The sequence below is a fragment of the Streptomyces fuscichromogenes genome, from assembly GCF_014645815.1.
GTDB classification, from domain to species: domain Bacteria; phylum Actinomycetota; class Actinomycetes; order Streptomycetales; family Streptomycetaceae; genus Streptomyces; species Streptomyces fuscichromogenes.
In genome coordinates, this window is record NZ_BMML01000012.1 from 237458 (window position 1) to 261564 (window position 24107).

The 24107-nt window shown below is 70.3% G+C and carries 21 protein-coding genes and 2 pseudogenes; 14 read left to right on the forward strand and 9 right to left on the reverse strand.

What is annotated here, in order from left to right; genetic code table 11:
• The first annotated feature begins 57 nt into the window (after positions 1-57).
• Complete coding sequence (locus IEZ11_RS26445; protein WP_189265367.1) at positions 58-3240, forward strand: ATP-binding protein; 3183 nt, start codon at positions 58-60, stop codon at positions 3238-3240.
• A 287-nt stretch (positions 3241-3527) separates the two neighbouring features.
• On the opposite strand, the gene IEZ11_RS26450 is transcribed toward IEZ11_RS26445, so the two are convergent.
• A complete protein-coding gene (locus IEZ11_RS26450) occupies positions 3528-4112 on the reverse strand; it encodes a carboxymuconolactone decarboxylase family protein (protein WP_189265368.1) in 585 nt (194 codons plus the stop codon).
• 13 nt (positions 4113-4125) lie between these two features.
• A complete protein-coding gene (locus IEZ11_RS26455; RefSeq protein ID WP_189265369.1) occupies positions 4126-4689 on the reverse strand; it encodes a cupin domain-containing protein in 564 nt (187 codons plus the stop codon).
• A gap of 332 nt (positions 4690-5021) precedes the next feature.
• On the opposite strand from IEZ11_RS26455, the gene IEZ11_RS26460 reads away from it, so the two are divergent.
• The 4 genes from IEZ11_RS26460 to IEZ11_RS26475 all read left to right on the forward strand — a co-directional run bounded on the left by IEZ11_RS26460 (position 5022) and on the right by IEZ11_RS26475 (position 12962).
• Positions 5022-8225 carry a BTAD domain-containing putative transcriptional regulator gene (locus tag IEZ11_RS26460; RefSeq protein WP_189265370.1) on the forward strand — a complete coding sequence of 1068 codons (3204 nt, stop codon included), beginning with the start codon at positions 5022-5024 and terminating at the stop codon, positions 8223-8225.
• Between the two features lie 591 nt (positions 8226-8816).
• A complete protein-coding gene (locus tag IEZ11_RS26465) occupies positions 8817-9620 on the forward strand; it encodes an alpha/beta fold hydrolase (RefSeq protein ID WP_189265371.1) in 804 nt (267 codons plus the stop codon).
• 35 nt (positions 9621-9655) lie between these two features.
• On the forward strand, positions 9656-11845 hold the full coding sequence (locus IEZ11_RS26470) for an MMPL family transporter (protein WP_189265372.1): 2190 nt from the start codon (positions 9656-9658) through the stop codon (positions 11843-11845).
• A 631-nt stretch (positions 11846-12476) separates the two neighbouring features.
• Positions 12477-12962, forward strand: coding sequence for a hypothetical protein (locus IEZ11_RS26475; protein WP_189265373.1), 486 nt, complete (start codon positions 12477-12479; stop codon positions 12960-12962).
• Positions 12963-13076: 114 nt separating this feature from the next.
• Here IEZ11_RS26475 and IEZ11_RS26480 read toward each other — a convergent pair whose 3' ends face one another.
• Complete coding sequence (locus IEZ11_RS26480; protein ID WP_189265374.1) at positions 13077-13517, reverse strand: META domain-containing protein; 441 nt, start codon at positions 13515-13517, stop codon at positions 13077-13079.
• A gap of 186 nt (positions 13518-13703) precedes the next feature.
• Here IEZ11_RS26480 and IEZ11_RS26485 point away from each other — a divergent pair, with 186 nt between their 5' ends.
• A complete protein-coding gene (locus IEZ11_RS26485) occupies positions 13704-14237 on the forward strand; it encodes a VOC family protein (protein WP_189265375.1) in 534 nt (177 codons plus the stop codon).
• A 100-nt stretch (positions 14238-14337) separates the two neighbouring features.
• Here IEZ11_RS26485 and IEZ11_RS26490 read toward each other — a convergent pair whose 3' ends face one another.
• The gene (locus tag IEZ11_RS26490; protein ID WP_189265376.1) at positions 14338-15306 is read right to left on the reverse strand and encodes a TIGR01777 family oxidoreductase; all 969 of its coding nucleotides are present in this window, start codon (positions 15304-15306) and stop codon (positions 14338-14340) included.
• A 546-nt stretch (positions 15307-15852) separates the two neighbouring features.
• Between IEZ11_RS26490 and IEZ11_RS26500 the strand changes: the two genes are divergently transcribed.
• The 4 genes and pseudogenes from IEZ11_RS26500 to IEZ11_RS51090 form a co-directional block, all read left to right on the forward strand.
• Positions 15853-16416, forward strand: coding sequence for a hypothetical protein (locus IEZ11_RS26500; protein WP_189265378.1), 564 nt, complete (start codon positions 15853-15855; stop codon positions 16414-16416).
• Positions 16417-16421: 5 nt separating this feature from the next.
• The gene (locus IEZ11_RS26505; protein ID WP_189265379.1) at positions 16422-16610 is read left to right on the forward strand and encodes an ATP-binding protein; all 189 of its coding nucleotides are present in this window, start codon (positions 16422-16424) and stop codon (positions 16608-16610) included.
• Positions 16611-16655: 45 nt separating this feature from the next.
• Positions 16656-16850: a hypothetical protein gene (locus tag IEZ11_RS26510; RefSeq protein WP_189265380.1), complete on the forward strand. Its 195-nt coding sequence runs from the start codon at positions 16656-16658 to the stop codon at positions 16848-16850.
• Positions 16851-17057: 207 nt separating this feature from the next.
• A pseudogene (locus IEZ11_RS51090) lies at positions 17058-17267 on the forward strand (HAD family hydrolase); the annotation flags it as partial.
• 182 nt (positions 17268-17449) lie between these two features.
• On the opposite strand, the pseudogene IEZ11_RS26520 reads toward IEZ11_RS51090, so the two are convergent.
• A pseudogene (locus IEZ11_RS26520) lies at positions 17450-17632 on the reverse strand (IS3 family transposase); the annotation flags it as partial.
• Between the two features lie 270 nt (positions 17633-17902).
• The gene (locus tag IEZ11_RS26525; protein ID WP_229713381.1) at positions 17903-18649 is read right to left on the reverse strand and encodes a DUF4142 domain-containing protein; all 747 of its coding nucleotides are present in this window, start codon (positions 18647-18649) and stop codon (positions 17903-17905) included.
• Positions 18650-19267: 618 nt separating this feature from the next.
• Here IEZ11_RS26525 and IEZ11_RS26530 point away from each other — a divergent pair.
• From IEZ11_RS26530 to IEZ11_RS26540, 4 genes are all read left to right on the forward strand, one after another.
• On the forward strand, positions 19268-19930 hold the full coding sequence (locus tag IEZ11_RS26530; RefSeq protein WP_189265426.1) for a GAF and ANTAR domain-containing protein: 663 nt from the start codon (positions 19268-19270) through the stop codon (positions 19928-19930).
• A gap of 145 nt (positions 19931-20075) precedes the next feature.
• Entirely contained in the window at positions 20076-20210 is a 135-nt protein-coding gene (locus IEZ11_RS52035) for a hypothetical protein (protein WP_268239927.1), read from the forward strand.
• The gene (locus IEZ11_RS52255) at positions 20210-20539 is read left to right on the forward strand and encodes a hypothetical protein (protein WP_189265381.1); all 330 of its coding nucleotides are present in this window, start codon (positions 20210-20212) and stop codon (positions 20537-20539) included. The genes IEZ11_RS52035 and IEZ11_RS52255 overlap by 1 nt, the downstream gene beginning before the upstream one ends.
• Before the next feature lie 62 nt (positions 20540-20601).
• Positions 20602-21642: a Ppx/GppA family phosphatase gene (locus IEZ11_RS26540; protein WP_189265382.1), complete on the forward strand. Its 1041-nt coding sequence runs from the start codon at positions 20602-20604 to the stop codon at positions 21640-21642.
• 85 nt (positions 21643-21727) lie between these two features.
• Here IEZ11_RS26540 and IEZ11_RS26545 read toward each other — a convergent pair whose 3' ends face one another.
• The 3 genes from IEZ11_RS26545 to IEZ11_RS26555 form a co-directional block, all read right to left on the reverse strand.
• Entirely contained in the window at positions 21728-21880 is a 153-nt protein-coding gene (locus IEZ11_RS26545; protein ID WP_189265383.1) for a hypothetical protein, read from the reverse strand.
• A gap of 226 nt (positions 21881-22106) precedes the next feature.
• A complete protein-coding gene (locus IEZ11_RS26550) occupies positions 22107-22739 on the reverse strand; it encodes a response regulator transcription factor (RefSeq protein ID WP_189265384.1) in 633 nt (210 codons plus the stop codon).
• A complete protein-coding gene (locus tag IEZ11_RS26555; RefSeq protein ID WP_189265427.1) occupies positions 22739-24010 on the reverse strand; it encodes a sensor histidine kinase in 1272 nt (423 codons plus the stop codon). The genes IEZ11_RS26550 and IEZ11_RS26555 overlap by 1 nt, the downstream gene beginning before the upstream one ends.
• Between the last annotated feature and the right edge of the window lie 97 nt (positions 24011-24107).

Below are 24107 nucleotides of genomic sequence, written 5' to 3' on the forward strand. Positions count from 1 at the left end.
TCGCCACGTGCGGCGGATAGCAGCGAGGGCGCGCCGGTACTGGGAATGGAAAAAGGAATGGCCTCTTCCGACGCGTCCCTGCGTCTGCAGGTTCTCGGCCCGTTGCGGGTCTGGCGGGACGATGTGGAACTGGACGCCGGTCCTCCGCAGCAGGCGTATCTGCTCGCCGTGCTCCTCACCCGTGCGGGCGAGCCGGTCAGCATCAGCGAGCTGGTCGACCTGATCTGGGCCGAGGATGTTCCGGCCTCGGCGGTCAACATTCTCCAGAAGTACGTCGGCGCGCTGCGGCGGCTGCTGGAACCGGCGTTGCCCGCGCGTGAACCCGGCTCGTACCTCCAGCGCCGCGGTAGCGCCTACCTGTTCGTGGCCGCCCCCGGGACGCTGGACGTCGTCAGGTTCCGTGAGCTGGTCGACGCGGCCGAGGGCGCCGTCGCGGAGCAGCGGCCCGTCGCGGCACTCGACGGGTACCTGGAAGCGGTGGGGCTCTGGCAGGGCTCGGCCGGTGACGGGGTCGCCTACGGCTCCACCGGTATGGCGATCTTCGCCGGGCTGGACAACGAGTTCCACCACGCCTGCGTCGCGGCGGCCGAGTTGGCGACAAGCCTCGGCCGGCCCGAACGTGTGCTCCAGTCCCTGCACATGGCCGCCCGGATGGCACCGTTGGACGAGAGTGTGCAGGCGAGTCTCGTCGCCGCCCTGGCTGCCGCCGGCCGACCGGCCGAGGCGCTGTCGGTGTTCCGGACCGTCCGCGCCCGGCTGGCCGAGGAACTGGGCGTCGACCCCGGCCCGGCACTGGTGGCCGCTCACCTGCGTGTGCTGGAACGGGTACCGGCCGAGGAAGAGCCCCGTGAACCGTCGGCGGCGCCCGGCACCGGAGCGCCGACTGCCGACTGTCTGGTCGGCCGGGCAGAGGAACTGGCGGTGGTACGGCAAGCGGTGGAATCGGCCCTCGCCGGAGCGACGGGGCTCGTGCTCGTCGAAGGAGAGCCCGGAGTGGGCAAGACCCGCCTTCTTGAGGAGGCCGGTGCCGAGGCGAACCGGCGTGGCGCGCTCGTCGTCTGGGGCCGTTGCCTGCCGGGGGACGGCACACCGTCGATGTGGCCGTGGGCGCAGATCGTCAGCGTGCTCCTGGACGACGTGCCGGTCGTGGCCCGGGGGAACTGGCAGGCGGGCGGACTCGGACGTCTCGTGACACCGCGCGACAGCGGTCAGACGGTGTCGGTGCTGCCGGACAGCGGCGTCCGGTTCCGCTTCTTCGAGCAGGCTGTCGCGCTCGTCCGCCAGGCATCCGCGCGGCGACCCGTGGTGCTCGTCATAGACGACCTCCAGTGGGCCGATGCCACCTCGCTGGATCTGCTCCGTCACCTGATGGCTCGGGTGCCGGGCGGCACCGCCGTGATCGGGGCGCTCCGCGACCGTGCGCCCGCGCCGAGCCCGGAGCTGGGGCGGATGCTCGCCGCGGCGAGTCGGCTGCCCGGTCACCGCAGGATCCCGCTCGGCCCGCTCGGCCCGGTCGAGGTGGCCGAACTTGTCCGCCGCGAGACGGGGCAGGACCCGGGCCCGGGTGCCACCCGCCTCATCCACACGCGCAGCGCCGGCAACCCCTTCTTCGCCCGCGAGCTGTCCCGGCTGCTCGCCGACGGCGATGTCCTCACGGAGGCCACCGCGGCCCGGACCGCGGTACCGGCCACTGTCCGGGATGTCGTCCGCGACCGGATGACCGGACTGGGAGCCGACGCCAGGAGCCTGTTGCAGATCGCCGCGCTGATCGGCCGTACCGTCGACCTCGCCCTCCTCGCCCGCACCGCCGGCCTGGACCACCAGACGTGTCTGGACCGCCTGGAGTCGTGCGAAGGGTTCGCCCTGCTCGAACCCTCGCCCGGGGACCCCTACTCGTTCGGATTTCCGCACGACCTGGTCCGCGAATCGGTGGCCGAGGACATACCGCCGCCGCGCGCGGCCCGACTGCACCTGCTGATTGCCGACGCCCTGGAGCACCGGGCCACGGACACCGAACTGGTGGCCGAGCGCCTCGCCCACCATCTGTGGTCCGCCGGCCCGCTCGCCGATCCGGCCCGGACCGCCACCGCGCTCGTCCGCGCCGGCCGCTGCGCGGCGGCCAAACTGGCTCTTGAGGCAGCCGCGCGCCAGCTTCACTCGGCCGCGCAGGTGGCACGGACAGCGGGCCTGGCGGAGCTGGAGCTGGCTGCCCTGTCACTGTTCACCGCGGTGGACGGCATGCGGGCGGGATACGTGGGGTCGGCCGTGGACCTGCTGGAACGGGCCGAACTCCTTTCCCGCGGACTCGGCCGGGAACGGGAGGCCGCCGACTTCCTCTTCTCCCGCTGGGCCGCGTACGCCCAAGGCATGCGACTGGACCACGCCGGCCGTTTGGCCCGCCGGCTGCTGGAGCAGGGCGAGACGTCCGACGACCTGGTCGTGCGCGCCTACGGCAGGTACGCCTGGGGCATCCATCAGTGGGGTGTAGGCAACATCGGCGAGGCGTACCAATACCTGAGCCGGACCGACTGGACCGTGCTGGACGACCTGGCCCATCAGGAGGAGGACCCGCTCCGGCGTGATCTGCGGCTGATGGCGGCCGGGATGCTCGCGATGATGACCGCGCTGCACGGTGACACCGACGCGGCGCTGGCCCAGCTCGACACGATGGAGGCCGCCGCAGGAGACGACCCCTACGTGATCACGGTCTGGGCGACCTACTCCGCACGGGTCGCCGCGTTGATCGGCGACCCGGTGCGGGCACGGCGCGCGGCTGAGCGCGGGATCGCCGTGGATCCCGTGTTCTCGTTCGGCTTCCTCGGCAGTTACCAACGGCTGGCCCGGTGCTGGGCGACCGCCGTGACCGGCGAGGACCCGGCCGGTGCGGCCGCGGAGGCGCAGGACCTGATCGTCGCCTCGCTTTCCGACCCGCCACGCTCGGGTCTGGCCACCTGGTACGGGTTCCTCGGCGAGATGTGGCTGGCAGCGGGAAAGCTGGACGAGGCCGACGCGGCGCTCGACCGGGCGGACTCGGCCATCGAGACGTACGGCCAGCGCTACGCCGAAAGCCTGCTGCTCCTGCTCCGGGCACGGGTGCTGCGGGCGCGCGGCGAGCCGGTCGCCACCCTCCGGGCCGTCGCCGAGCGGGCGCACGCACTGTCCGTCGACCGCGAGGCCCATCTGTTCGCCCGTCGTGCCGAGGAACTGATGGCCGAGCTTGCCGACAGCACATCCCGCTGACATCCACGTCCACGGCCGGTGGGCGGCCTGAACATGTGCTCCGGCCGCTTCGGCCGCCCGCCCGGCCGGCGCCGCTGCCCGAACAGGTGCGGCCGAGTCACACGCTGATGCGGCGATCAACCCGTGGGACAGTCCCCACCCACACCGGTACCGCGACATCTGCGCGGCTGCACCCCCGGACGTCGGCGGACGCCCCGCGGCTCGACCCGATCCGCTCGACGGAGCCGGGGGGGTGTCCCACGACGACGCACGCAAAGCCGCAATCGTGGGCAGACCCCTTGTCGTCGTCACGGCCGGGCAGTTGACGGATCCTCATCGGGGACCGGCACGTCGAAGCAGTTCAGCACCATCGCGATGAGGCAGTAGCTGCCGATGAGGAACACGAGCTCGCCGACCCCGTCATGGCCCAGCAACTGCGTGGCCCGGTCGTATGTGGAGTCCGGCAGTATGCGCCCGGACGTCAACGCCATCGCGACGTCGTGGGCGACGGCCTGTTCGTCACTCAGCCCAAAGGGCCGTCCGCCCGCCGCCAAGGTCGCGATCTGTGCCGCCGGAAGGCCGACCTCGTCCGCCGTCTGCTCGTGCGCGTACAGCAGGTACCGGGCGCCGTAGGCGCCGCCGACGGTGAGGATCGCCACCTCGCGAACGAGGGGATCGAGGCGAGCCTCGGCCGCGACCGCCCGTTGCAGGAACAGAGCCGGAACCCCGAACGTGGGGAAGTGCAGCATCGCCGCGAACGGCCCGACCAGCGCGCCGTCGTCGTCGAGGATGACGACACGGTCCTGCTCCTTGTTGACGAGACCGGCGATGCCGTCATGCACCTCGCGGAGTCGAGGGTTGAGCTCACCGGGCGGGATGGGTCGAATACGCATGTGATGCTCCTCCTCAGAGTCCGTCGGTGTACTGGCCGTCGATGAGCACGAAGGCGACCCGGCAGTTCGCAGCCGACCGGTTCGCCCATGCGTGGTTGGTGCCGCGCTGAATCACGATGTCCCCGGTGCGGACGACGGTCTCGCCATCGTCGAGGACCAGCGTGAGCTCGCCCTCGACGACGATCCCGTAGTCGATCGTCTGCGTGCGGTGCATCAACGGATGCGGGGCGCCGACAGCGGACCGCGCGGCGTCGGCACCGCCCATCTCCCCGAACTTCTCGGCCGCCTCGGCCCCCGTCAGGTTCCGGATCCGGTCGTCCTCCGGAGGGAAGTCGATCACCCGGATGCGAGTGCCGCGCTCGGGAGGTCCGAGCACCAGACCCTCCTCCGCCGGCTCACCCGACTGCCGGTCGATGACGGCCGGCGTCTGGCGTGTGTTCCACACCTCGTAGAAGGTCGGCCCACCAGGTCCGCCGATCTCCACCACGCGAGTCGGCGGTGCGTCCTGTGTGATCACCGCCCGGTCGGACGCGTCATGGCCGGTCACGATTCTCCGGAACGGTTGCACTGGGCTCATGTGGTAAGTTCTCCTGCTTCCAGCGTATTTGGGCATGCGAGGTCGCCGCGTCAGCGAGGTGAGCGACGCGGCAGGCATGGGCGCCGCCGCACACCGCAAGACTGGCGCCCTCCACTTGACGCGGAGTGAACCGTCTGCGGGGGGTGCTCCACCGTGCGTCAAGTCCGTTTCGCTACGCCCACCCGGCGATCGTGGGGGGCGGTCGTAGGGGGGGCGGGCGGCCGAGCCTTGCCGCACCCCGCCGTGGAATTAGGCCAGTTCACGTACACTCACACAAAGCCCGCACTGGCGAAGACCGGGTCGTGTGCGTCCCGGGATCGAGGAGGGTAGCGGTGCCAGTCCTTGCAGCCCGGTACGGCGATGGAGATCAGCCGGCCGGGAGCGGCTCGCCGTATCTGCAGATCCTGGGTCCGTTACGGATCTGGCGCGACGGTGTCGAACTGGGGGCCGGGCCACGGCAACAGGCGTACCTCCTGGCTCTGTTGCTGACCCGCGCCGGCAGGCCGACCAGCACGAGCGAGCTGATCGACCTGATCTGGGGCGAAAGCGCCCCCTCCAGCGCCTTGAACGTACTTCAGAAGTACATCGGCGCCTTGCGACGGCTGCTCGAACCTCAACTGCCCGTCCGTGAAGCAGGATCCTTCCTCCACCGGCGCGGCAATTCCTACCTTTTCGCCGCCGGCCCCGCCACGCTGGACCTCGTCGCCTTCCGAGAACGCGTCGACGCCGCCAGGGCAGCGCTGACTGGGCACGATCGCGAGGCGGCCCTCGATCACTACGTCGGAGCGCTCGGGCTCTGGCACGGCCCGGCGGGCGGCGGCATCGCCGACGGGACCAGCGCCAGGACGGTCTTCGCCGCACTCGACAACGAGTTCTACGACGCGTGCACGGCGGCGGCGGAGCTTGCCCTGTCGACGGGCCGACCGGAGCGGGTGCTCGCGGCTCTGCAACTGGCCGCATCGACGGCACCGTTCAACGAACCCGTGCTGGCCTGTCTCGTCGGCGTTCTCGGCGCTGCCGGCCGCCAGGCGGAGGCGCTGTCGGTGTTTCGTCAGGTCCGCGACCGGCTCGCCGACGAGCTCGGCATCGACCCGGGTCCGGCGCTGGAGGACGCACAGCGGCGGATTCTCACCCAGTCCCTGGCGTCGCCGCCTGTAGGGGAGGCGGACGAAGGGGTCGGGCGGACCACGGCGGCCACCTTGATCGGCCGGACCGAGGAACTCGCCAAGCTGCGGCGCATCCTGGAGCGCGCACTCGCCGGCGACACCGCGATCGGCATCGTCGAGGGTGAACCGGGCGCAGGCAAGACCCGGCTGCTGGAGGAGGCCGCCGGGGTGGCGGGTCGGCTTGGCGCACTCACCGTCTGGGGCTCCTGCCTGGAGGGTGACGGGACACCGGCGATGTGGCCATGGGAGCAGGCACTGGGCCAGATCGTCCGCAGCCTGCCCGCTCCGGCGAGTGACCAGTGGCTCACCGGCGAGCTGGGAAGCCTCCTCGCGGCGCGGGACGACGCAACCCGGGAACTTCCCGACGGGCACGCTCAGTTCCGGCTGTTCGAACAGGTCGTCGCCCTCGTCGGACAGGCTTCTGCGCGGCGGCCGACACTTCTGTTGCTTGACGATCTCCAGTGGGCCGACGCCACCTCCCTGCGGTTGCTGCAGCACCTGGCGGGGCGGCTGCCCCACGGCACCGCGATCATCGGCGCGCTGCGTGACCGCGCACCCACACTCGGCCCGGACCTCTCCCGGGTGCTGGCCGCCGCCAGCCGACGGCCCGGTCACCGGAGGTTCCGGCTCGGCCCGCTCGGTCCGGCCGACGTGGCCGAACTCATCCGCCACGAGGCCGGCCAGGATCCCGGCGACGACGTAGCCCGCGCCATCCACGCCCGTACCTCCGGCAATCCGTTCTTCGTCCGCGAACTCTCCCGGCTCCTCAGCGGGGTCGGCGCGATCGGCGACGGAGACCCGCCCGCATCGACCAGGGTCCCGTCCACCGTCCATGACGTCGTCCGCGACCGGATGGCCGGGCTCGACGACCACGCCCGAGACCTCCTGCGGGTGGCCGCGCTCATCGGCCGCGACGTCGACGTCAGGCTGCTGTCCCGTGCCACCGGCGTAGCCGTCGCGGACTGTCTCCATCGCCTGGAACCGCTGCATACTCTCGGGCTGCTCGAACCCGGGCCGCAGGACCCGTCCTCGCTCCGCTTCGCGCACGACCTGGTGCGCGAGTCGGTCTCCGAGACCGCGACGAAACAGCAGGTCACTCAGCTGCATCTGCGCCTCGCGGACGCGCTCGAACGGATCCATGCCGACGACGAGGACGTCGCGGAACGCCTCGCCTACCACCTGTGGGCCGCAGGCCCCCTCGCCGAGCCCGATCGCACCGCCAAGGCACTCATCCGCGCCGGGCGCCGCGCGGCGGCCAAACTCGCGTTCGAGTCCGCCAGTCGGCAGCTGCGCTCGGCCGTACAGGTCACCCGGGCTTCAGGACTCATGGAGCTGGAGTTCTCCGCCCTCACACTGCTCGCCATCGTCGTCAGACGAGAGGCGGGGTACGACGCCTCGACCTTCGATCTGCTGGAGCGGGCCGAACACCTGGCCCGCACCCTCGGCCGGGAGGCGGAGGCCGCCGACTTCCTCTTCATCCGTCTGATCGGTGCCCACACCTCCATCGAGAACGGCCGTAGGCAGCTGGCCCGCCGCATGCACGAGCTCGGTCAGGTGTCCTCCGATCCGGTCGTCCGACGCAACGGCCGGCTGGCCTGGGGCCTGCATCAGTGGGACATCGGCAACATAGGCGAGGCGTACCGGTCCTTCACCGAGGCGGACGTCGCCCCTGCCGACAGCACCGTCGCCCCGGACGAAGAGACACCGCTCCGGCGGGACGGCAGCACCATCAGGGAAGGGCCCTTCATGCGGGCGGTCATGACCGCCCTGCACGGTGATGTCGACGCGGCGCTGGCTTTCGTCAACACCTGGGACTCCCCGGGAGACCCGTACGCGGCCTCGGTCCGGGTCTACTACACGACCATGATCGCTTCCATGGCCGGGGACGCCGAAGCGGCACGGCGGGCCGGCGAGCGGTGGGCCGCCGAAGGCCTCGCCCGACTCCGCACCCAGCGGGACCACTACATCCGGCAGAACTGGTGCTGGGCACGCGCCCTCACCGGCGAGGATCCGGCCGAGGCCGCAGCCGAGGCCGAGGAACTCCTGGCCGCCAACCTGCTCCGTCCGCCGCAGTGGGGCATCACCTACCACTACGCACTGATCGCCGAGATGTGGCTGGCAGCCGGGTCGCCCGATCGAGCCGACGCCGCTCTCGACCGAGCCGAGCAGACAATGCGGGACTACGGCCAGCGTTACGCCGAAGGGCTGCTCCTGCTGCTCAGGGCGCGCCTGCTGCAGGCCCGCGGTGCACCCCTCACCGCTGTCCGGGCCGCCGCTCAAAGGGCCCGCACGCACTCCACCGCGTGCGGGGCGCACCTGTTCGCGCGACGCGCCGAACGACTCCTCTCAGGGCCCGGAGACCACGCCTGACCGCAGGCACTGAGGGGCGGCGCGGCCTGACAGCCCTGGCCCGTGGGCTCTCGGCCCCGAAGGGCTGCGTCGACACCGACCTGACCGCCCCTGCCCCCGCAACGATCAGCCTGCTGGGTGGCATCCCCTCGCCTGAGGCTCTGCCGGCCGAGGCGATCGGCCAGGCATCGGCGCAGCCGTGGCAGGGCCTCGACGACGGGGTCGCGTGCCTGCCGTCTTCGCCAGTGCGCGGATCCGCCGCGGTGTGCGACTGGGTCTGGGCCGCGAAGCGGGAGGGCAGGGCGTCGACCCGTCCCGGTACCGCTCGTGACCGACAGCCCCATGTGCAGGCACGAATCGAGCGGTATGCCTGCCGCTCAATTCGCCGACGGGTGTTTCCCCGACGCGAATTCCGGCTTTGGGCGAAGGCGGCCTCGCTCTTTGTCGGCTTCGTGTCCGCAGGCTGGTTCGACGTGCTTGACAACAACGGAACTGATGGTGGAGCGGCCCCTGGAGGGCGCCCGGATTTCTGTTCAGTGCTCGTCAAGTAGCCGGTTCTACGCTGACCCGCGATCACCACTGAGAACACCGGATATCGAAGGGTGCACATTGATGACGACAACTCGCCGGGGGCTGTTGGCCGGATCCGCCGCGGTGGTGGTGGGCGCCGCGCTCGACGCGCCCGCCGCGCAGGCACACACCGGAAGCCGCAGCGGCAGCGGCCAGAAGCCCACCGTGGTGCTCGTGCACGGCGCGTTCGCCGACGCCTCCGGCTGGAACGGGGTCGCCTCCCGGCTCATCCGCGACGGCTATCCGGTCATCGCACCGCCCAACCCCCTGCGCAGCGTGGCCTCCGACTCCGCCTACCTGGCCGGCATCCTCGCGACGCTCAGTGGCCCGCTCGTCCTCGTCGCGCACTCCTACGGCGGGATCGTCGTCACGAACGCCGCGACCGGCAACCCGAACGTGAAGGCGCTGGTCTACGTGGCCGCGTTCGTGCCCGATCAGGGGGAGACGCTGCTGGGACTGCAGACGAAGTTCCCGGGAAGCAGGCTCAGCGAGGAGGCGCTGGACTTCCGTCCCTACGGTGAGGGCCTCGTCGACGGCTACATCAAGAAGGAGGTCTTCCACGACGTGTTCGCCGGGGACCTGCCGAAGGGAACCGCCGAGCTGATGTGGGCCGGCCAGCGGCCGGCGGACGTGCGCACCCTCGGGGAGCCGTCCGGCGCCCCGGCCTGGAAGACCATTCCGTCCTGGTACCTCGTGGGCCGCGACGACCAGGTGCTGCCCCCGGCGGCGCAGCGGTTCATGGCGCGCCGGGCCGGCGCACACACCTTCGAGGCCGACACCTCACATGTCGCGATGATCGCGCAGCCCGCGGCGACGGCCGCCCTCGTCAAGCGCGCCGCGCGCTGACACCACCGAGCCGACGAAGCCAGGAGGAGACGGCGATGTTCGAGAGGCTGGGGCGGACGACGGTCCGCCGACGGTGGTGGGTGATCGGCCTGGCCGCGGTCTTCCTGGCGTTCGGTGGCATCTGGGGCACGCGGGTCTTCGGCTCGCTGACCACCGGAGGGTTCGACGATCCGGCCGGCCAGAGCTCACGCGCGGCCGCACGTGCCGAGGCGACGTTGGGCCGGACCGGCAACGACGCGGTGGTCCTGTACACCAGCCGCAGCACGACAGTCGACGACCCGGCGTTCCGGCGAGCCGTCACGGAGACCGTCCAAGCGCTTCCCCGCGCCGTGGTGACCCGGACCGTCACCTATTGGAGCACCGGCAACCCGGCCCTGGTCAGCCACGACCGGCACGCCACCTACGCGGTGCTGACCCTGGCCGGCGACGACGAGGCACAGCGCGGCCAAGCGCTGGACGAGATCGAGCACGAACTGGCCGCGCCCGGCCTGCGCACCCGGATCGGCGGCGCCACCACGGTCGACCGCGACATCCGCGAGCGGGTCGCGGCGGACATCGCCTTCGCCGAGACGATCTCCATACCGGTGCTGCTCGTGCTCCTGGTCGTCGTCTTCGGCAGCGTGGCCGCGGCGAGCCTGCCGCTCGCGATCGGCGCGCTGGCGATCCTCGGAGCGTTCACCGCGCTGCGCGTGACGACCTACCTGACCGACGTCTCGGTCTTCTCGGTCAACGTGGTGACGATTCTCGGGCTGGGGCTGGCCATCGACTACGGCCTGTTCATGGTCGGGCGGTTCCGGGAGGAGATCGCCCGCGGGCTCGATGTCGAGGACGCCGTCGCCCGCACCATGGCCACCGCCGGCCGTACGGTCGCGGTCTCCGGCGTCACCGTCGCCGTCTCCCTGGCCGGACTGCTGATCTTCCCGATGTCCTTCCTCCGCTCGATGGGCCTCGGCGGTCTGTCCGCGGTCGTGGTGGCGATGACGGCGGCGCTGACCGTGCTGCCCGCCCTGCTCGCCGTCCTCGGACCCCGGGTCGAGGCACTTTCGGTACGGCGGCTGCTCCGCCGCCCGCCACCGGCTCTCCCACGGGACGAGGACACGGGCGCGCACGGGTTCTGGTACCGCCTCGCGCACAGCATCATGCGCCGCCCGGTCGGCTATGCGACCGGGGTGCTCGCGGTCCTGCTGCTGGCCGCCGCACCGTTCCTGCGCGTCGAGTTCGGAGGTATCGACCCGAGGGTGCTGCCGACGGGTACCGAGAGCCGTGTGGTCTCGGAGACCCTCGACCGGGACTTCGTCCGGAACGGGCAGGTGCCCATCGAGGCGATCGTGACCTCGTCGGACCGGGCCGGTCTGGAGCGCTATGCCGCCGCCGTCCGCACGGTCGACGGGGTGTCCGGAGCGGAGGTCACGGGCAGGTCGGGCGATGTCGCCCGAGTCACGGTCATGTACCAGGGTGACCCCATATCTCCCCGGTCGCGGGATCTCGTGAGCCGGATCCGGGCCGTACCGGCACCACCGGGTGGTGAGGCGCTGGTGGGTGGCCAGACCGCCCAGCTGACCGACCAACTCGACGCCGTGGGGCGCCTGTTGCCCTGGATGGCGCTGATCATCGGCGGCGCCGGCTTCGTCCTGCTGTTCCTCGCCTTCGGCTCCGTGGTGCTGCCGGTCAAGGCGATCGTGATGAACATCCTGTCGCTCGGAGCCTCGTTCGGCGCACTGGTCCTGATCTTCCAGGACGGCCATCTGTCCGGCCTGTTGGACTTCACCTCCACCGGGACGCTGGAGGCGACCCAGCCGATCCTGGTCCTCGCGGTCGTGTTCGGGCTGTCGATGGACTACGAGGTCTTCCTGATGTCCCGGATCCGCGAAGAGTACGACCGGACCGGCGACAACACCGCGGCGGTCGCGGTCGGGCTGCAGCGCAGCGGCCGGATCATCACCAGCGCCGCGCTGCTCATCCTGGTCGTGATCGGGCTGTTCTCCGTCTCCGGAATCACGTTCATCAAGCTGATCGGGGTGGCGATGCTCATCGCCGTCCTGGTGGACGCGACGATCGTCCGGGCGCTGCTGGTACCGGCCACGATGCGCCTGCTGGGAAACGCGAACTGGTGGGCGCCGGCGCCCCTGCGGCGCTTCTACGCCCGCCACGGCATCCGGGAGGACGACGACCCGCCGCCCGCGCCTGATCCCCGTCCCGCACCGGCCCGTACGTCGTCCGACTGACCCTCCCACCGAGGACGGGACGATGCATCAGCACGCATACGACAGCCGGTGCACTGCCGAGGAGCCGTGCAGCTCGCCCACGACGCCGCGAAGCAGACACTGGCGTACCCCACAGCTGACGGGTCTCGGCGTCGCCGCGGCCGCAGTACGGGGATCAGGTTCAGCAGCAGCCCGACCACCGCGACACCCGTGACCAGGTCCAGGCCGGGCCGGCCGGGCGTGAAGTCGGCGGCGGCCACCTGGCCGGAGATCTGTACCAGGCCGGACAAAAGGCCTTGCCCTGACTCGTCGATGCCCGCGGTGGCCTGGGCCATGATCGCGCTGTACCCGAGCGAAGCCGCCGCCGAGGAGGATCAGGCCACGAACCAGAGGTAACCGAGGGGCGAGGAGGTCATCGAGGTGACGATCAGCGATACGGTGCCGAAGCGGTTCGACGTGTCTGCCGGTCAGCGGCGAGCCGACCGCGACTGGTGGACGCCTTGCTCAACCTGGATGTCCGCGTGGTGATCTCTCTCCTCGCGTTCTGACTCTTCGCCCGCCTGCGATCGTGGAAGAGCTCGAAGGGCCCGAAGAGGCCGGAGGTGCGGGGAAACGGGGTGCGTTGGGTCGGGGAACCGGGGAGCATGGCGGGGTGGCTGATCTGCTGTGGGATGACGTGAAGTGCTTCTTCGACGTTGACTTGGTGGGGTCGTTGCCGGACGTGCGTGTCCCGAACGCCTCGGTGGGGGAGTGGCAGGAGGTCCTCGACCTGGTCGCGGAGAAGGGCTGGACGTGCCAGTACTCCGAAGGGGAAACGGTGCTTCCGGTTCCCCGGGCGGAGGCTGTGCTGTCCCGTCCGGCGGATGCCGAGTTCCCGGAGTTGCGGGTCTGGCCGACGGCCGATGTGCTGGCGATCTTCCGTTTCCTTGCTGACGATGAAGTCGACTTCGATGTCGACCTGTGGGAGTTGCAGGGCCAGGACCGCCTTGATGTCCTGTGCGGCTTCCTGCGGGAGATCGGGCGGCGCCTGGGCAAGCCGGTGCTGATGGACCCGGAGGGCGACTATGGCCATCCGGTGCTCGGCTTCGACGTCGAAGCCGATCGAGTCGTTCTTCTCGCGAACAGGCCGGGAAGGTGACTCTGGCCGACGGCTGCGGTTCGCGAGGCGGATCAGGGGCTGAGCGTGGAGTTTGCCCTGGGCGATCTTCTGGTCGTAGTAGGTCCGGGAGGCGGATTCGGCCGGGGCGCCGCCTCACCGCGTCAGTGTGATGACCTGGCCGGCCGGGCCCGTGAGGGTGAGGGTGCGGGCCGTTACCTGAGCCTTGTAGGTGCCGGCGGAGGGTATGACGTCGACATGGTCGGGCGGGTAGCAGGCGATCGTCGTCGACGCGTACTCGCTGCCGAAGGTGATTGCGGACCGGTCACTGTCCACGACCGCCTTGCCTGAGAAGCCGTTGCAACCGTCGTGGCCGGTGACGGCGGGCTTGTCGGCGTCGAACATCAGCCCCGCACGGGAACCCTTCGGCACGGGGTGAGCGACACCGTCGATGGTAACGGTGCGGGCGTGCCACTGGACACCGGTGAGGGCGGGCGGCGCGGTGTGCGGGCCGTCGTTGTCGGCTTGGGCGACGGACGTGGTGGAGAGGGCGACCGTCGCAAGGGCCGTGGAGGCGAGGAGAGAGGTCCGCTTCATGACCTTGTGACGTGGTGGCAGAAAGAACGGTTCCGGGGCGGGAGTCGCGCCGCTCGGACGCTGCCGCACGGGCGATACGCAGGCGGGTGGCGCTCGTCGCGACCCAAGCTCACTGTCTAGGTCAGAAGCTGACCTAGCTCACTCCTATCGTCACTGCCGCCAACCAACATCAGCGAAGGGACCGCCATGCCCGAGCAGACCAGCACAACGCCGGCGGGCTACACCACCGTTGCGCCCTGGGTCGTCACCGACGACACGGGGGCTTTCCTCGACTTCGTTGCCCAGGCGTTCGGGGGCGAGGAACTCGGGCGGGTGTCGACCGAGGACGGCTTGATCGGTCACGCCGAGATCCGAGTCGGCGACACCGTCGTCTTGGCTTTCGACCGACACGCGGACTGGCCCACCATGCCGAGCCTGCTGCGCGTTTTCGTCGCCGATGCGGACGGCGCGTTCTCACAAGCCGTCGCAGCCGGCGGCCATGTCGTCACTTCCCTGTCCGACGACGCTTTCGGACAGCGCGGAGGGCGTATCAAGGACCCCTTCGGCAACATCTGGTGGGTGGTCAGCTACGTTGAGGACGTCTCTGAGGGCGAGATCTGGAAGCGGCTGCAGTACCCCGTGTACGCCGATGCCATGCGTGTGGCTCAGGAGACACTCGACGCCGAGCTCAGCGGCCGACACCACGGGCACAGCAGTGCACCCGTCAGGACAACCAGCTAGACCCATGATGTCGGGGTTCGCATGCGCCAGACCAGGAGCCAAGAAGCGTTTTCATTCCGCTTCGGCGGCCGGCCGGATCGGCCGCCGTCCGGGATTCCGTTCACCGGCGTGCCGCGGAACCGCCTCCGGCCCGTTTGCGTACCCGGCGCACCAGCTCGTCCGCGGCCTGCGGCCACTGTGCGTACTGAAAGTCGAAGCCCAGCTGGGTCAGTCGGCCCGGGACGACACGGCGGCTCTTCAGCAGCAGTTCGGTGTCGGAACGCAGAGCGAACGCGCCGACCTCGGCCATCCACTTGGTCGCGGGGAGACCCACCGGTACACCCCACGCGGAGCGCAGGGTGCGCATGAATGCGCGCTGCGGCAGCGGACGGGGAGCCGCCAGGTTCACCGGCCCTGCGACGTCCTCCCGGTCGATCAAGAACTCCACCGCGCGCACGAAGTCGTGTTCGTGGATCCACGACACGTACTGCGCTCCACCGGCGACCGGGCCGCCGAGACCCAGGCGGGCCAGTCCCAGCAGGACGGCGAAGACCCCGCCGGGGTCCGGGCTCATCACCATGGCCGAGCGCAGAGCGACCTTGCGCGTGGCCGGCGTTTCGGCCTCCTGCTGAGCCTGCTCCCAGGCTTTGGCGATCTCGACGCTGTACGCCCAGTAGTCCGGCACGCCCGGTTCGGTACCGCCGATCACACCGGTGGCCTCGTCGTTGGGGGCGTCGAAGCGGTGCGCGTACACCGTGGCGGTGCTCATCTGCAGCCAGACCCGGGGCGGTCGGGCAGCGCCCGCGATCGCGGCGCCCACGACCCGGGTGGAGTCGACCCGGGAGTCCATCATTTCGTGCAGATTGGCCGCCGTGTATCGGCAACTCACCGTGCGTCCGGCCAGATTGATCACGACATCGCTGCCGTCCACCGCCGCCGTCCATGACCCCAGGGTCCGACCGTCCCATGGGACCTCGCCCGCACGCCCGGGGCGTCTGGTGAGAATCACGACCTCGTGGCCGGCGGCGTCCAGTGCGCGCTTCAGGACCGCGCCGACCTGTCCGGTACCCCCGGGAATCACAATCTTCATCGGCTCCCCCTCCTTCGTCTCGGGTGAGCCTAGACCATAGAGTTGAACGTGTTCAAAACCGGGGATGGGATCCACGACTGCAGTCAGGCTCGCCGTGCGGCCCACTCGGCGATCGCGGTCAGAGGTCTCGCGCCGGTCAGGGCGGCGCAAGCGGCCAGTGCGAGGACGAAGACGAGAGGATGGCGGCGGCCCTTTGCCCGCACAGATCAGGCGCCACCGCGAGGCAGCCCAGCAGGCCGGGGCGTTCCCCAGCGCGGGAGGCCGGGCAGCAGCGAGCCGGCCCAGCCCCCGGCAGGGATGGGCGATGATGAGCGGCCAGGCACGGTCTTCCCTTGCGGTGATCAGCGACTCGACACCTCATGGTCACCCGGAAGCCGTGCCTGCCTCCGTTCCGGACCGATCCGCGAACATCGCAGCCAATCCGGCTCCATGAGTCGCCGTCAGGTCGGATAGAGCGGGCTACGCACCTCGGTCGCTGTCGTCGCCGGGCGCGAGGCGATCGCCGGTGGTCTGGCGACCGGTGGCACGCGAGGTCTGGCCCAGGCGGTGGTCGAGCACCTGCGGGACGAGCACCGGCTCGACGCCGGCCTGGAGCAGGCGTGGGCGGCCCTCGTTCACGGCGGCGTGTTCGCGCCGTCGTCAACGGTGCCCGGCCCCGGCCCCGGGCCCGTCTACGGGTCGGTGATCACCGAGGATCGTGTCTTCCCTCCGCAGCCGGGTTCGGTCACCTTGTCGCCGACCGAACTGCGCGCCGCCGTGGCCCCTGCCTGTCAGCCGGTGGCGGGCCTCGTGGAGCAGGTGCTGGGTGAAGTACCGCCGGAGACCCTCCGGCAGGCGACTGCCGGCGGGCTGCTGCTGACCGGACCGCACCTGCCCGGAGCGGAGGGCCACTTGACGGATCTGACCGGGCTGCCCGCTCGTCGGGTGGTCGAACCGAAGGCAGGGCTGCACCGCCCCCAGGTTCTCCTCGACGGGGTGGCCCGGCTGCTTGCCGAGAATCCGCCTGCCCCTGCCATCGCCGAGCGCCGCATCGACCTTTCAGAGGAGTTGCGGCTGCTGGAGAAGCTCGGCCTGCGGCCACCGCGTGATCTGAACGCCGACGACAGGTGAACCCCATGCGGAGCGCCCCGGGCCAGGACTCGTGCGGCTTCCGCGGGCCAGGCGTCCTCGTGGTGGACGAGGTCCTGGCCACCGCGATCCTCGACCGGCTCCTCCACCACTGCGAAGTCGTCCCGGTCAGCGGGTCCGGCTGCCTGCTGACGAACCGACTCGCCGCCATCGGCGGGGACGCCGACGTCGCCTGAGCAATCCCCTTCGCGGCGGCCGCGGTCGCCTGGGACCATCCAGTCATGCGTCTGATCGCCGATGGGACCACAGCCGCCTCGCGCTTGGTGCTCGTGAACGAACTCGATACCGATGACGGATACGTCTTCGAGCTGGCCGGCCCTCTGTTCCTGGCAGTTGGCGATCGGGTCAGCTTCGAGAACGGCGACCTCGTCGTCGCTCGCGCGAACGGTGAACGACTCCGGCCCGTCGGCTCCTAGTCCACACATTGCCGGGTCGGTTACCGCTGCCCGGCCAGCGCTTCTTGAGCTCGGTGGCCTTCCGTGACCTGCTCAACCACTGAGCACGCAACTCCGTACCCGAGTGGGCACATGGCTCGGTACTCTGACACTCAGCAGGCGATCAGTTTGTATATCATTGTCCGCCTTCCCTCTCCAAGCAGGCGACTGCGGTGGCAGCCAAGGCAGGCCAGGGAAAACGCCGGTGTTCCGAGCGAACGAGCCCTGTTCGTCGGTGACAGCGTCTGGGACATGAAGGCGGCCGTACGGGACGGAGTGACCCCGGCGGCGGTCCTGTCCGGCGGCATCCCCCACGTGGACCTCGAAGAGGCCAGCACTCACGCCGTGTACCCGGACCCCGCCGACCTCCTCGCACGCCTGGACACCAGCGTCCTCGCCGACACGGAACGACGGCCTCGCCCCGCCTCGCTGTCGTGGCGGTTGAGCTCGACGACGCGTGTCTGCATCACCCAGGTGACCGCCGTTTTCACGACCGAGGCGATGACTGCTGTGCGATACCGATCGACGGGGTGTCCGGCGGGTCGCCGCAGGTCTGGGCGACAGGTTCGGTCACACGGCCTGGTGCCCGCGTGACGGTCGAGGACGTTCTTCTGCAGGAGGCTGGAGAAGGACTCCGTGGCAGCGTTGTCGCCTGCCGCCCCGACCCTTCCTGCCCTTCCTGTCGATCCGGCCGTTCCGTTGCCGTCGAGCGCCCGGACGATCTTCCGTGACCGGAACTGCGACCCGCGATCGCTGTGCGGAATGCACCCGGCGGCGTGTCCACGCCGGGCACCAGCGACCTGCTGAAGGCGTCCTCGACCGCACGGAGTGCGCCGACGGTCGCCTGCGCGTCGTGTTCGCCGGCCAGCCGTCGCACGGCCCCGGCCTGCACCGAACTCCCGGTCAGCGCCAGCCCGTGCCGCCCTCCTGACAACGGCGGGAAGTCGCTTCCGGCCTGGAAGCGGGGCACCTGGGCGTCGCACGGTGCGCCCGACGGTAGAGGGTCCGTCCCTTCAACGGCGTCCGACGTGTTCTCAACCCGTGGTCGAGCCGGAACCGGGAACTGCGCCGCCACCCGCCTCGCCTGCCGTGATCGCGCCGATGTCCACCGAAGTGGAAGTGGCGCTCGGAGGTGGGGTGAGCACCACCACGGGCTCACCGAAGGACGGCGGAGGCGGGGTCAGGTCGGACGCAGGCAGCGTGGGCGCGCTGGTCTGTTTCAAGAGAGTCTGATCGAAGTTGACCAGACCTGTCTTCTCCATGACGGTGATGTGATCAAGCACGGTGTCATTGGCCTGGTCTGCCAAGGCGCGGACGAGCGTGTTCTTGGTGGTGGAGCGGATCTTCGCCACCGTGTTGAAGATGGATCCGTGTGTCATCCTCAGGATGTTGGCGAAGTCCGCGTCGAACTGATCGCCGCTGTCGGCCGTCAGGGTGAACACAAAGGCCTGCTGCTGAGGGCTCGCCACATTGGGCAGCGTGATGTTCAGTAGGGGCGCGATCCTGCGGCAGGTCGTGTCCAGCGCGGCGTGACCGTCGACCAGGTGCCGGCTCGCGGTGACAACGGCCTTCGTGGTGCTCTTTTGCAATCCGATCTGGCCGACCGGGTACTCCCACAGCCCGGCCGCGCGGACCTTCACGACGAAGTCCCGATCTGCCTCGGTCAGCGGACCCCACTGGGTCTGGGCGATGACGGGGTCGGAAGAGGCGGACGCCGTACCGGCCCCCAACGCACCCGGGTAGACGAGCGCCGCGAGCGCAAGACTCATGGCACCGCCGATGACGAAAGCTCCCGTCACATTCCACGAGAAGCGCACTGGACCTCCTGAAGGTCATAGAGCCGTCCAGGGACGGGGCTACGAGGCAGTACGGACGCAGGACGCACGAGACTCGACAGATTTGTAAAAGATTCACGAGACGTTGACCGAGACTGACATTGCCGTCCCACGAGGGAGGACTCCAGGAAGGCGACGAGGTCCGCGCTGACCAGTGCTCCGCCGTGGGCCTGTGCGAGGGCGTCGTGGGAGCCGTCGGCCCCGTCCGCTGCCCAGGGCGGGCACGGAGCTGAGGGGCCGGCGGGGCGCTTTCATTCGGAGTGCCGACCCAAGCGATTCGATCTCCGGTCTGGCGATCCGCTTGTCCGCTGTCCGCGCCGCGACGGGGGGTGACGGCGGGTGGGCGGTTGCGGCTCCGCGCTGGTCGATGCTCACGAACGGCCACCCGCCCTGGGGCCCGATGCGACCGGATTCCAGCAAGCGCCCTGAGTCGTCTTCCGGTCCGCCACAGGTATCCGGCTGCGAGGTGATCGCGGGCCTCGCGTGAAAAGCTGGTCATGAGGCTTGTCCAGACGTGACGAGTAGCGGAGGACGACGGTGGACTGGGGTCGGTTCGCGGAGCAGATGGCGTCGATGGCGCGGGATCTTCTGGCACAGGACTCGGTCGATGCCACGCTGAGGCGGATCACCGCGTCGGCCACCGAACTGGTCGAGGGCTGTGACGCGGCGGGCATCCTCGTGCTGCACGACTCGCAGGTGGAGACACTCGCCCCCACCCACCAGCTGGTCACCGACAGCGACCGGCTGCAGCAGCGGCTGGGCGAAGGACCGTGCTACGACGCCGCCCGGACCTCGCAGGGCGAAAGGGTCTTCCGCATCTCCGACCTCACCACCGAGCACCAGCGCTGGCCCGCCTACGCCCCCCAGGCACACCGGCTCGGCATCGGCAGCATGATGGGCTTCCTGTTGTTCACCGAAGAGGAAGATCTCGGCGCGCTGAACCTCTACTCACGCGAGCCCGGCGCGTTCACCCAGGCCAGCGAGCTGGCCGGATGGCTGCTGGCCTCCCATGCGGCGGTCGCCTTCTCCGCCGCCCGTACCCACGCCCAGCTGGAAGAGGCTCTCGCCACCCGTCACACCATCGGTGAGGCCATGGGCATCATCATGGGCAGCCACCGCCTCACCGAGGAGGAGGCGTTCAACGTCCTGCGCCGTTACTCCCAGGCGAACAACATCAAGCTGCGCGAGGTCGCCCGCCGGGTCTGCGAGGAGGGCACCCTGTCGTGACCCCGGGCGAGCGGCTCCCCCGGCACTTCGGCTGAACCAGAGAAGCCTGGGCCGGGCCAGTCCCCAGGGGAACGCTGCTGAACCCGCCTTACCCACCAAGTCCCCCGTGTGACCGAGCCCACACCTGCACCAGCAGACCGGATGCATGGTGTCGCTTCTGCGGATGCCGTCGCAGTGGTCCGACAAGCCGACATTGATCACGTTCATCGAGAGGGCTGCCGCCTCGGCCGCCCTGGGGTACCTGCCCGTTGCGCACTACGGTGCGTCCCTGCCGACGTGATGGAGCACGTGCTCGTCGCGAGGGCGAACCGGCTCCCGAGCGCGTCGAACGGGCGCTGGAGCTGGTCGGCGTACCGGCGCAGCGTGGCGCTGCTGGGCGGCGGCACGGTACCCGTGTGCCGCCGGCGATTCATCGCCTGCCCATCACACTGCGTGAAGACTCCTGTCATCAGTCGCACGCTCCCTGTTTCGGCCTGCGCGGTGCACGAACAGGTCGTACGCCACGAGATCGTCACCGGCCTTCCGGCGGAGGAGCTGTGGCCGGCGGGCGGTACGGTGTTCGGGATTCGTGCGACCGGTCACCTGCGGGGGCGATCGGCCGTGTGGTGATATGGCCGATCCTTGCTGTGTACGGGCCGCATCACACCGGCGGCCCTGGGTACGCACAGGGCATGAGACTGAGCGTGGTGGACGCGGGCTCGAACACGGTCAGGCTCGTTGTGACGGACGCGGCGGACGGTGTACCGCTGCCGGTGCACACCGCGAAGTGGAAGCTGCGCCTGTCCGAACAAGTTGGGCCGGACGGCCACTTCGGCGAGCGGGCCACGGAAGAACTGGTCAATGCCCTCCGCAGAGCCGCCGAGATCGCCGCCCGCTGGGGTGCCCCGGAACCGCTGGCGTTCGCCACCGCCGTCGTACGCAACGCCCCCGACCGCGCAGCCGTACTGCGAGCCGTGGCCGAGAAGGCGGGCGTACGTCTGCGTGTACTGCCCGGCGAGGTGGAGGCCGAGCTCACCTTCCTCGGTGTACGGCGCTGGATGGGCTGGCGGGCCGGACCGCTGGCCGTCTTCGACATCGGAGGCGGCTCCCTCGAAGTGGCCTTCGGGCGGGGCCGGATGCCGGAGTTCGCCGTGTCCCTGCCGCTCGGTGCGAACCGGCTGACCAACGAGTTCCTCGGCGACGGCGAGGTTCCGTCGGAGAAGGAACTGCTGGCCCTGCGCCGCACCGTGCGTCATCAGCTGCGCGACGCCTCCGCCCGGATCCGCTGGGAGCATCCGCACACCGTCGTCGCCACCTCACGCACGTTCCAGCAGCTGGCCCGGCTGTGCGGCGCCGCGCCCGGACGGGACGGCCCGTTCGCCGAACGGACCCTGGACCGGGGCGAACTGCGCCGCGCGATCGCCCGGCTGGCGGCCCTGCCGGTGGCCGAGCGGGCCGGGCTGCCGGGAATCTCGGCGCCCCGGGCCCGGCAGAGCCTCGCGGGAGCGATCGTCGGGCACACCGCGATGAAACTGAGCGGCGTGAAGACCGTACTGATCTGCCCCTGGGCCCTGCGCGAGGGCATCCTGCTGCGCTATCTGGAGGACGGCGCCGACTGGTGGGCCGACGTAGGGCTCGGACCCGACCCTGAGCAGCGAAGACTCGACGGACTCGACGGGGTGGTCCTCCGCCGCCTGCCACCGGATCCTGCAGCACCAGTTCTCGGACACTGAGGGGCACCGACCTGGCCGGGTCACCGAGCATGCCGGAATTCGACCACCGTCGCGAGGACGATCCGGGCGCCCATGTTGCGCTCCGTCATGTCCAGCGGACGCACTGCTCGGTGACCTGACCGGTCAGGACCACCGTTCCGACGTCCAGGAGCCGCAGCAGAGTCCCGGCCCGGCCGATCAGATCCACCGGCACGGGTACGACCCGCTCGGCGTCCTCAGGGGCGTAGATGTTGATCACGACGAGCGCGCTGCGGTCCGTCCCTCAGTTCCGCAGCCTCGGCGAGACCTTGGTGCGGTAGAAGTCGAAGAAGCCCTGCCGGCCACCAGCTCCTCGGTGACCAGGTGGGACGCCTGCTCGGTGTGGACAGGAACCGTGCGAGTTCGCCGGGCGGCACGGGCTTGTGTCGCCGCCGTATCTTGCTGCTGATGTCTGGCAGGCACGGCGGCTCGGTGCCTTCGGTGGGTCAGGCGCGCAGATAGGTAAGGACGGCCAGGACCCTGCGATGGGTCCTGTCCGTTGGGGGCAGGTCCAGCTTGGTGAGGATGTTGCCGATGTGCTTGCCGATCGCCGCTTCGGAAACCACCAGCTCCTTGGCGATCGCGCCGTTGGACCTGCCCTCGGCGATCAGTGCCAGCACCTCGTGTTCGCGCGGGGTGAGCTGCTCCAGCGGATCGCGGCGGCGGCGCAGCAACTGGCGCACCACCTCGGGGTCGACCACTGTCCCGCCGTCCGCCACCCTGTGCAGCGCTTCTACGAACTCCTCGACCTGACCCACTCGGTCCTTGAGTAGATAGCCGACGCCAGATCCGTCGCCGGAGTCCAGGAGCTCGGCGGCGTAAGTCCGCTGCACGTACTGGCTGAGGACCAGGACCGGAAGAGTGGGGCGCTTCTCGCGCAGCCGCACTGCCGCGTGCAGCCCTTCGTCCTGGAAACCGGGCGGCATGCGTACGTCCGTCACCACGATGTCGGGGGCATGCTCCTCGACGGCGGCAACCAGTGCCTGCGCGTCCCCGACAGCCGACACCACCTCGTGGCCGAAGCGGCTGAGCAGGCCGATGAGTCCTTCCCGCAGGAGCACGCTGTCCTCGGCCAGCACTACGCGGAGTGGTCGGCCGCCTCGGTCAACTCGCAAGGAAACTCCACACGCAACAGAGTCGGTCCACCCGGGGGGCTGGTCAGGGCAAGTCTGCCATCCAGGACCGATACCCGGTCCGCGAGACCGGTGAGGCCGCTGCCCGCCGAGGGGTCCGCGCCGCCGCAGCCGTCGTCGCGCACTTCGAGGAACAGGCGTCCGTCGCGATGACCGCCGCTCACCTGCGCGCGGTGGGCCCGGCTGTGCTTGGCGACGTTGGCCAGCGCCTCGCAGACCACGAAGTACGCCGCCGACTCGACCGCCTCGGCTGGCCGGCCCGGCAGTTCGAGGTCTACGTCGACGGGTATCACGCAGCGGTCGGCGGCGTCGCTGACCGCGGCTTGGAGGCCGTAGTCCGTCAGGACCTTGGGACAGATGCCCTGAACGAGCTCGCGCAGTTCCGCGAGAGCCTTGCCCGCCTCCTCGTGGGCCCTGATGAGCTGGTCGGTGAGCGGTCCGGGCGGGGCATCGAGGCGGGCCAGCCCGAGGACCATCATCAGGGCCACGAGGCGCTGTTGGGCGCCGTCGTGCAGATCGCGCTCGATACGACGCCGCTCCGCCTCGAAGGCATTCACCAACCGGGCGCGGGAGCGGGCCAGTTCGACCACCTTGGCACCGAGCTCGCCCTCGCGGGAGGCGATCAGCAGCCGGGCCAGCTCAGCGCGGGCGCCCGCGGTGGCGCCGAGCACGTATGCGCCCAGGCCCGTCAGGAGCAGGCCCAGTACGGCGACGCCGAAAGCGGCCGGCCAGGTGGTGACCGTCCACTGCTTGAGCACTTTCGCTTCGTGACCGTCGCCGATCGTGGCCATCAGCAGCGGGGTGGCGACCATGGACAGCGGGAAGAGCAGGGCGACCGTGATGGCCAGGGCGTCGACCGGCCACAGCAGCCCGGCGAACAGCAGCGCGTACCCGAGCTCCCGCCAGGTCCCCTGTTCACGCAGCCGGGTGGTCAGCCAGGCCCAGAGCCCCGGCGCGGCCGGCACCTGGTGCCGACTGGCCAACGGGTTGCGGTCGGTCAGGCGCAGCCTGCACCGCTCCACCCCTGCCACCGGGATCCCGCTGAGGGCGACCACGACGAGCAGGGGCAGCCCCACCAGGACGATGGCGAGCGCACCGCAGACCACTGCCAGCGTCACGATCCCCACCAGAGTGGCGAAGCCGGTCACCGCGCCGGTGAGCAGATACGCGGCGGCGCGCCAGGGCCAGGCCGACAGCAGGAAGCCCGGCCGAGACATGGCCTGCCACACATTTCCAGGGTGCATGTGCATGACCGTAAGCGGCCCCACCGGTCCGGTGCCATCGGTCCAGGGTCCGTCTCGGGGGTAGGCCTGG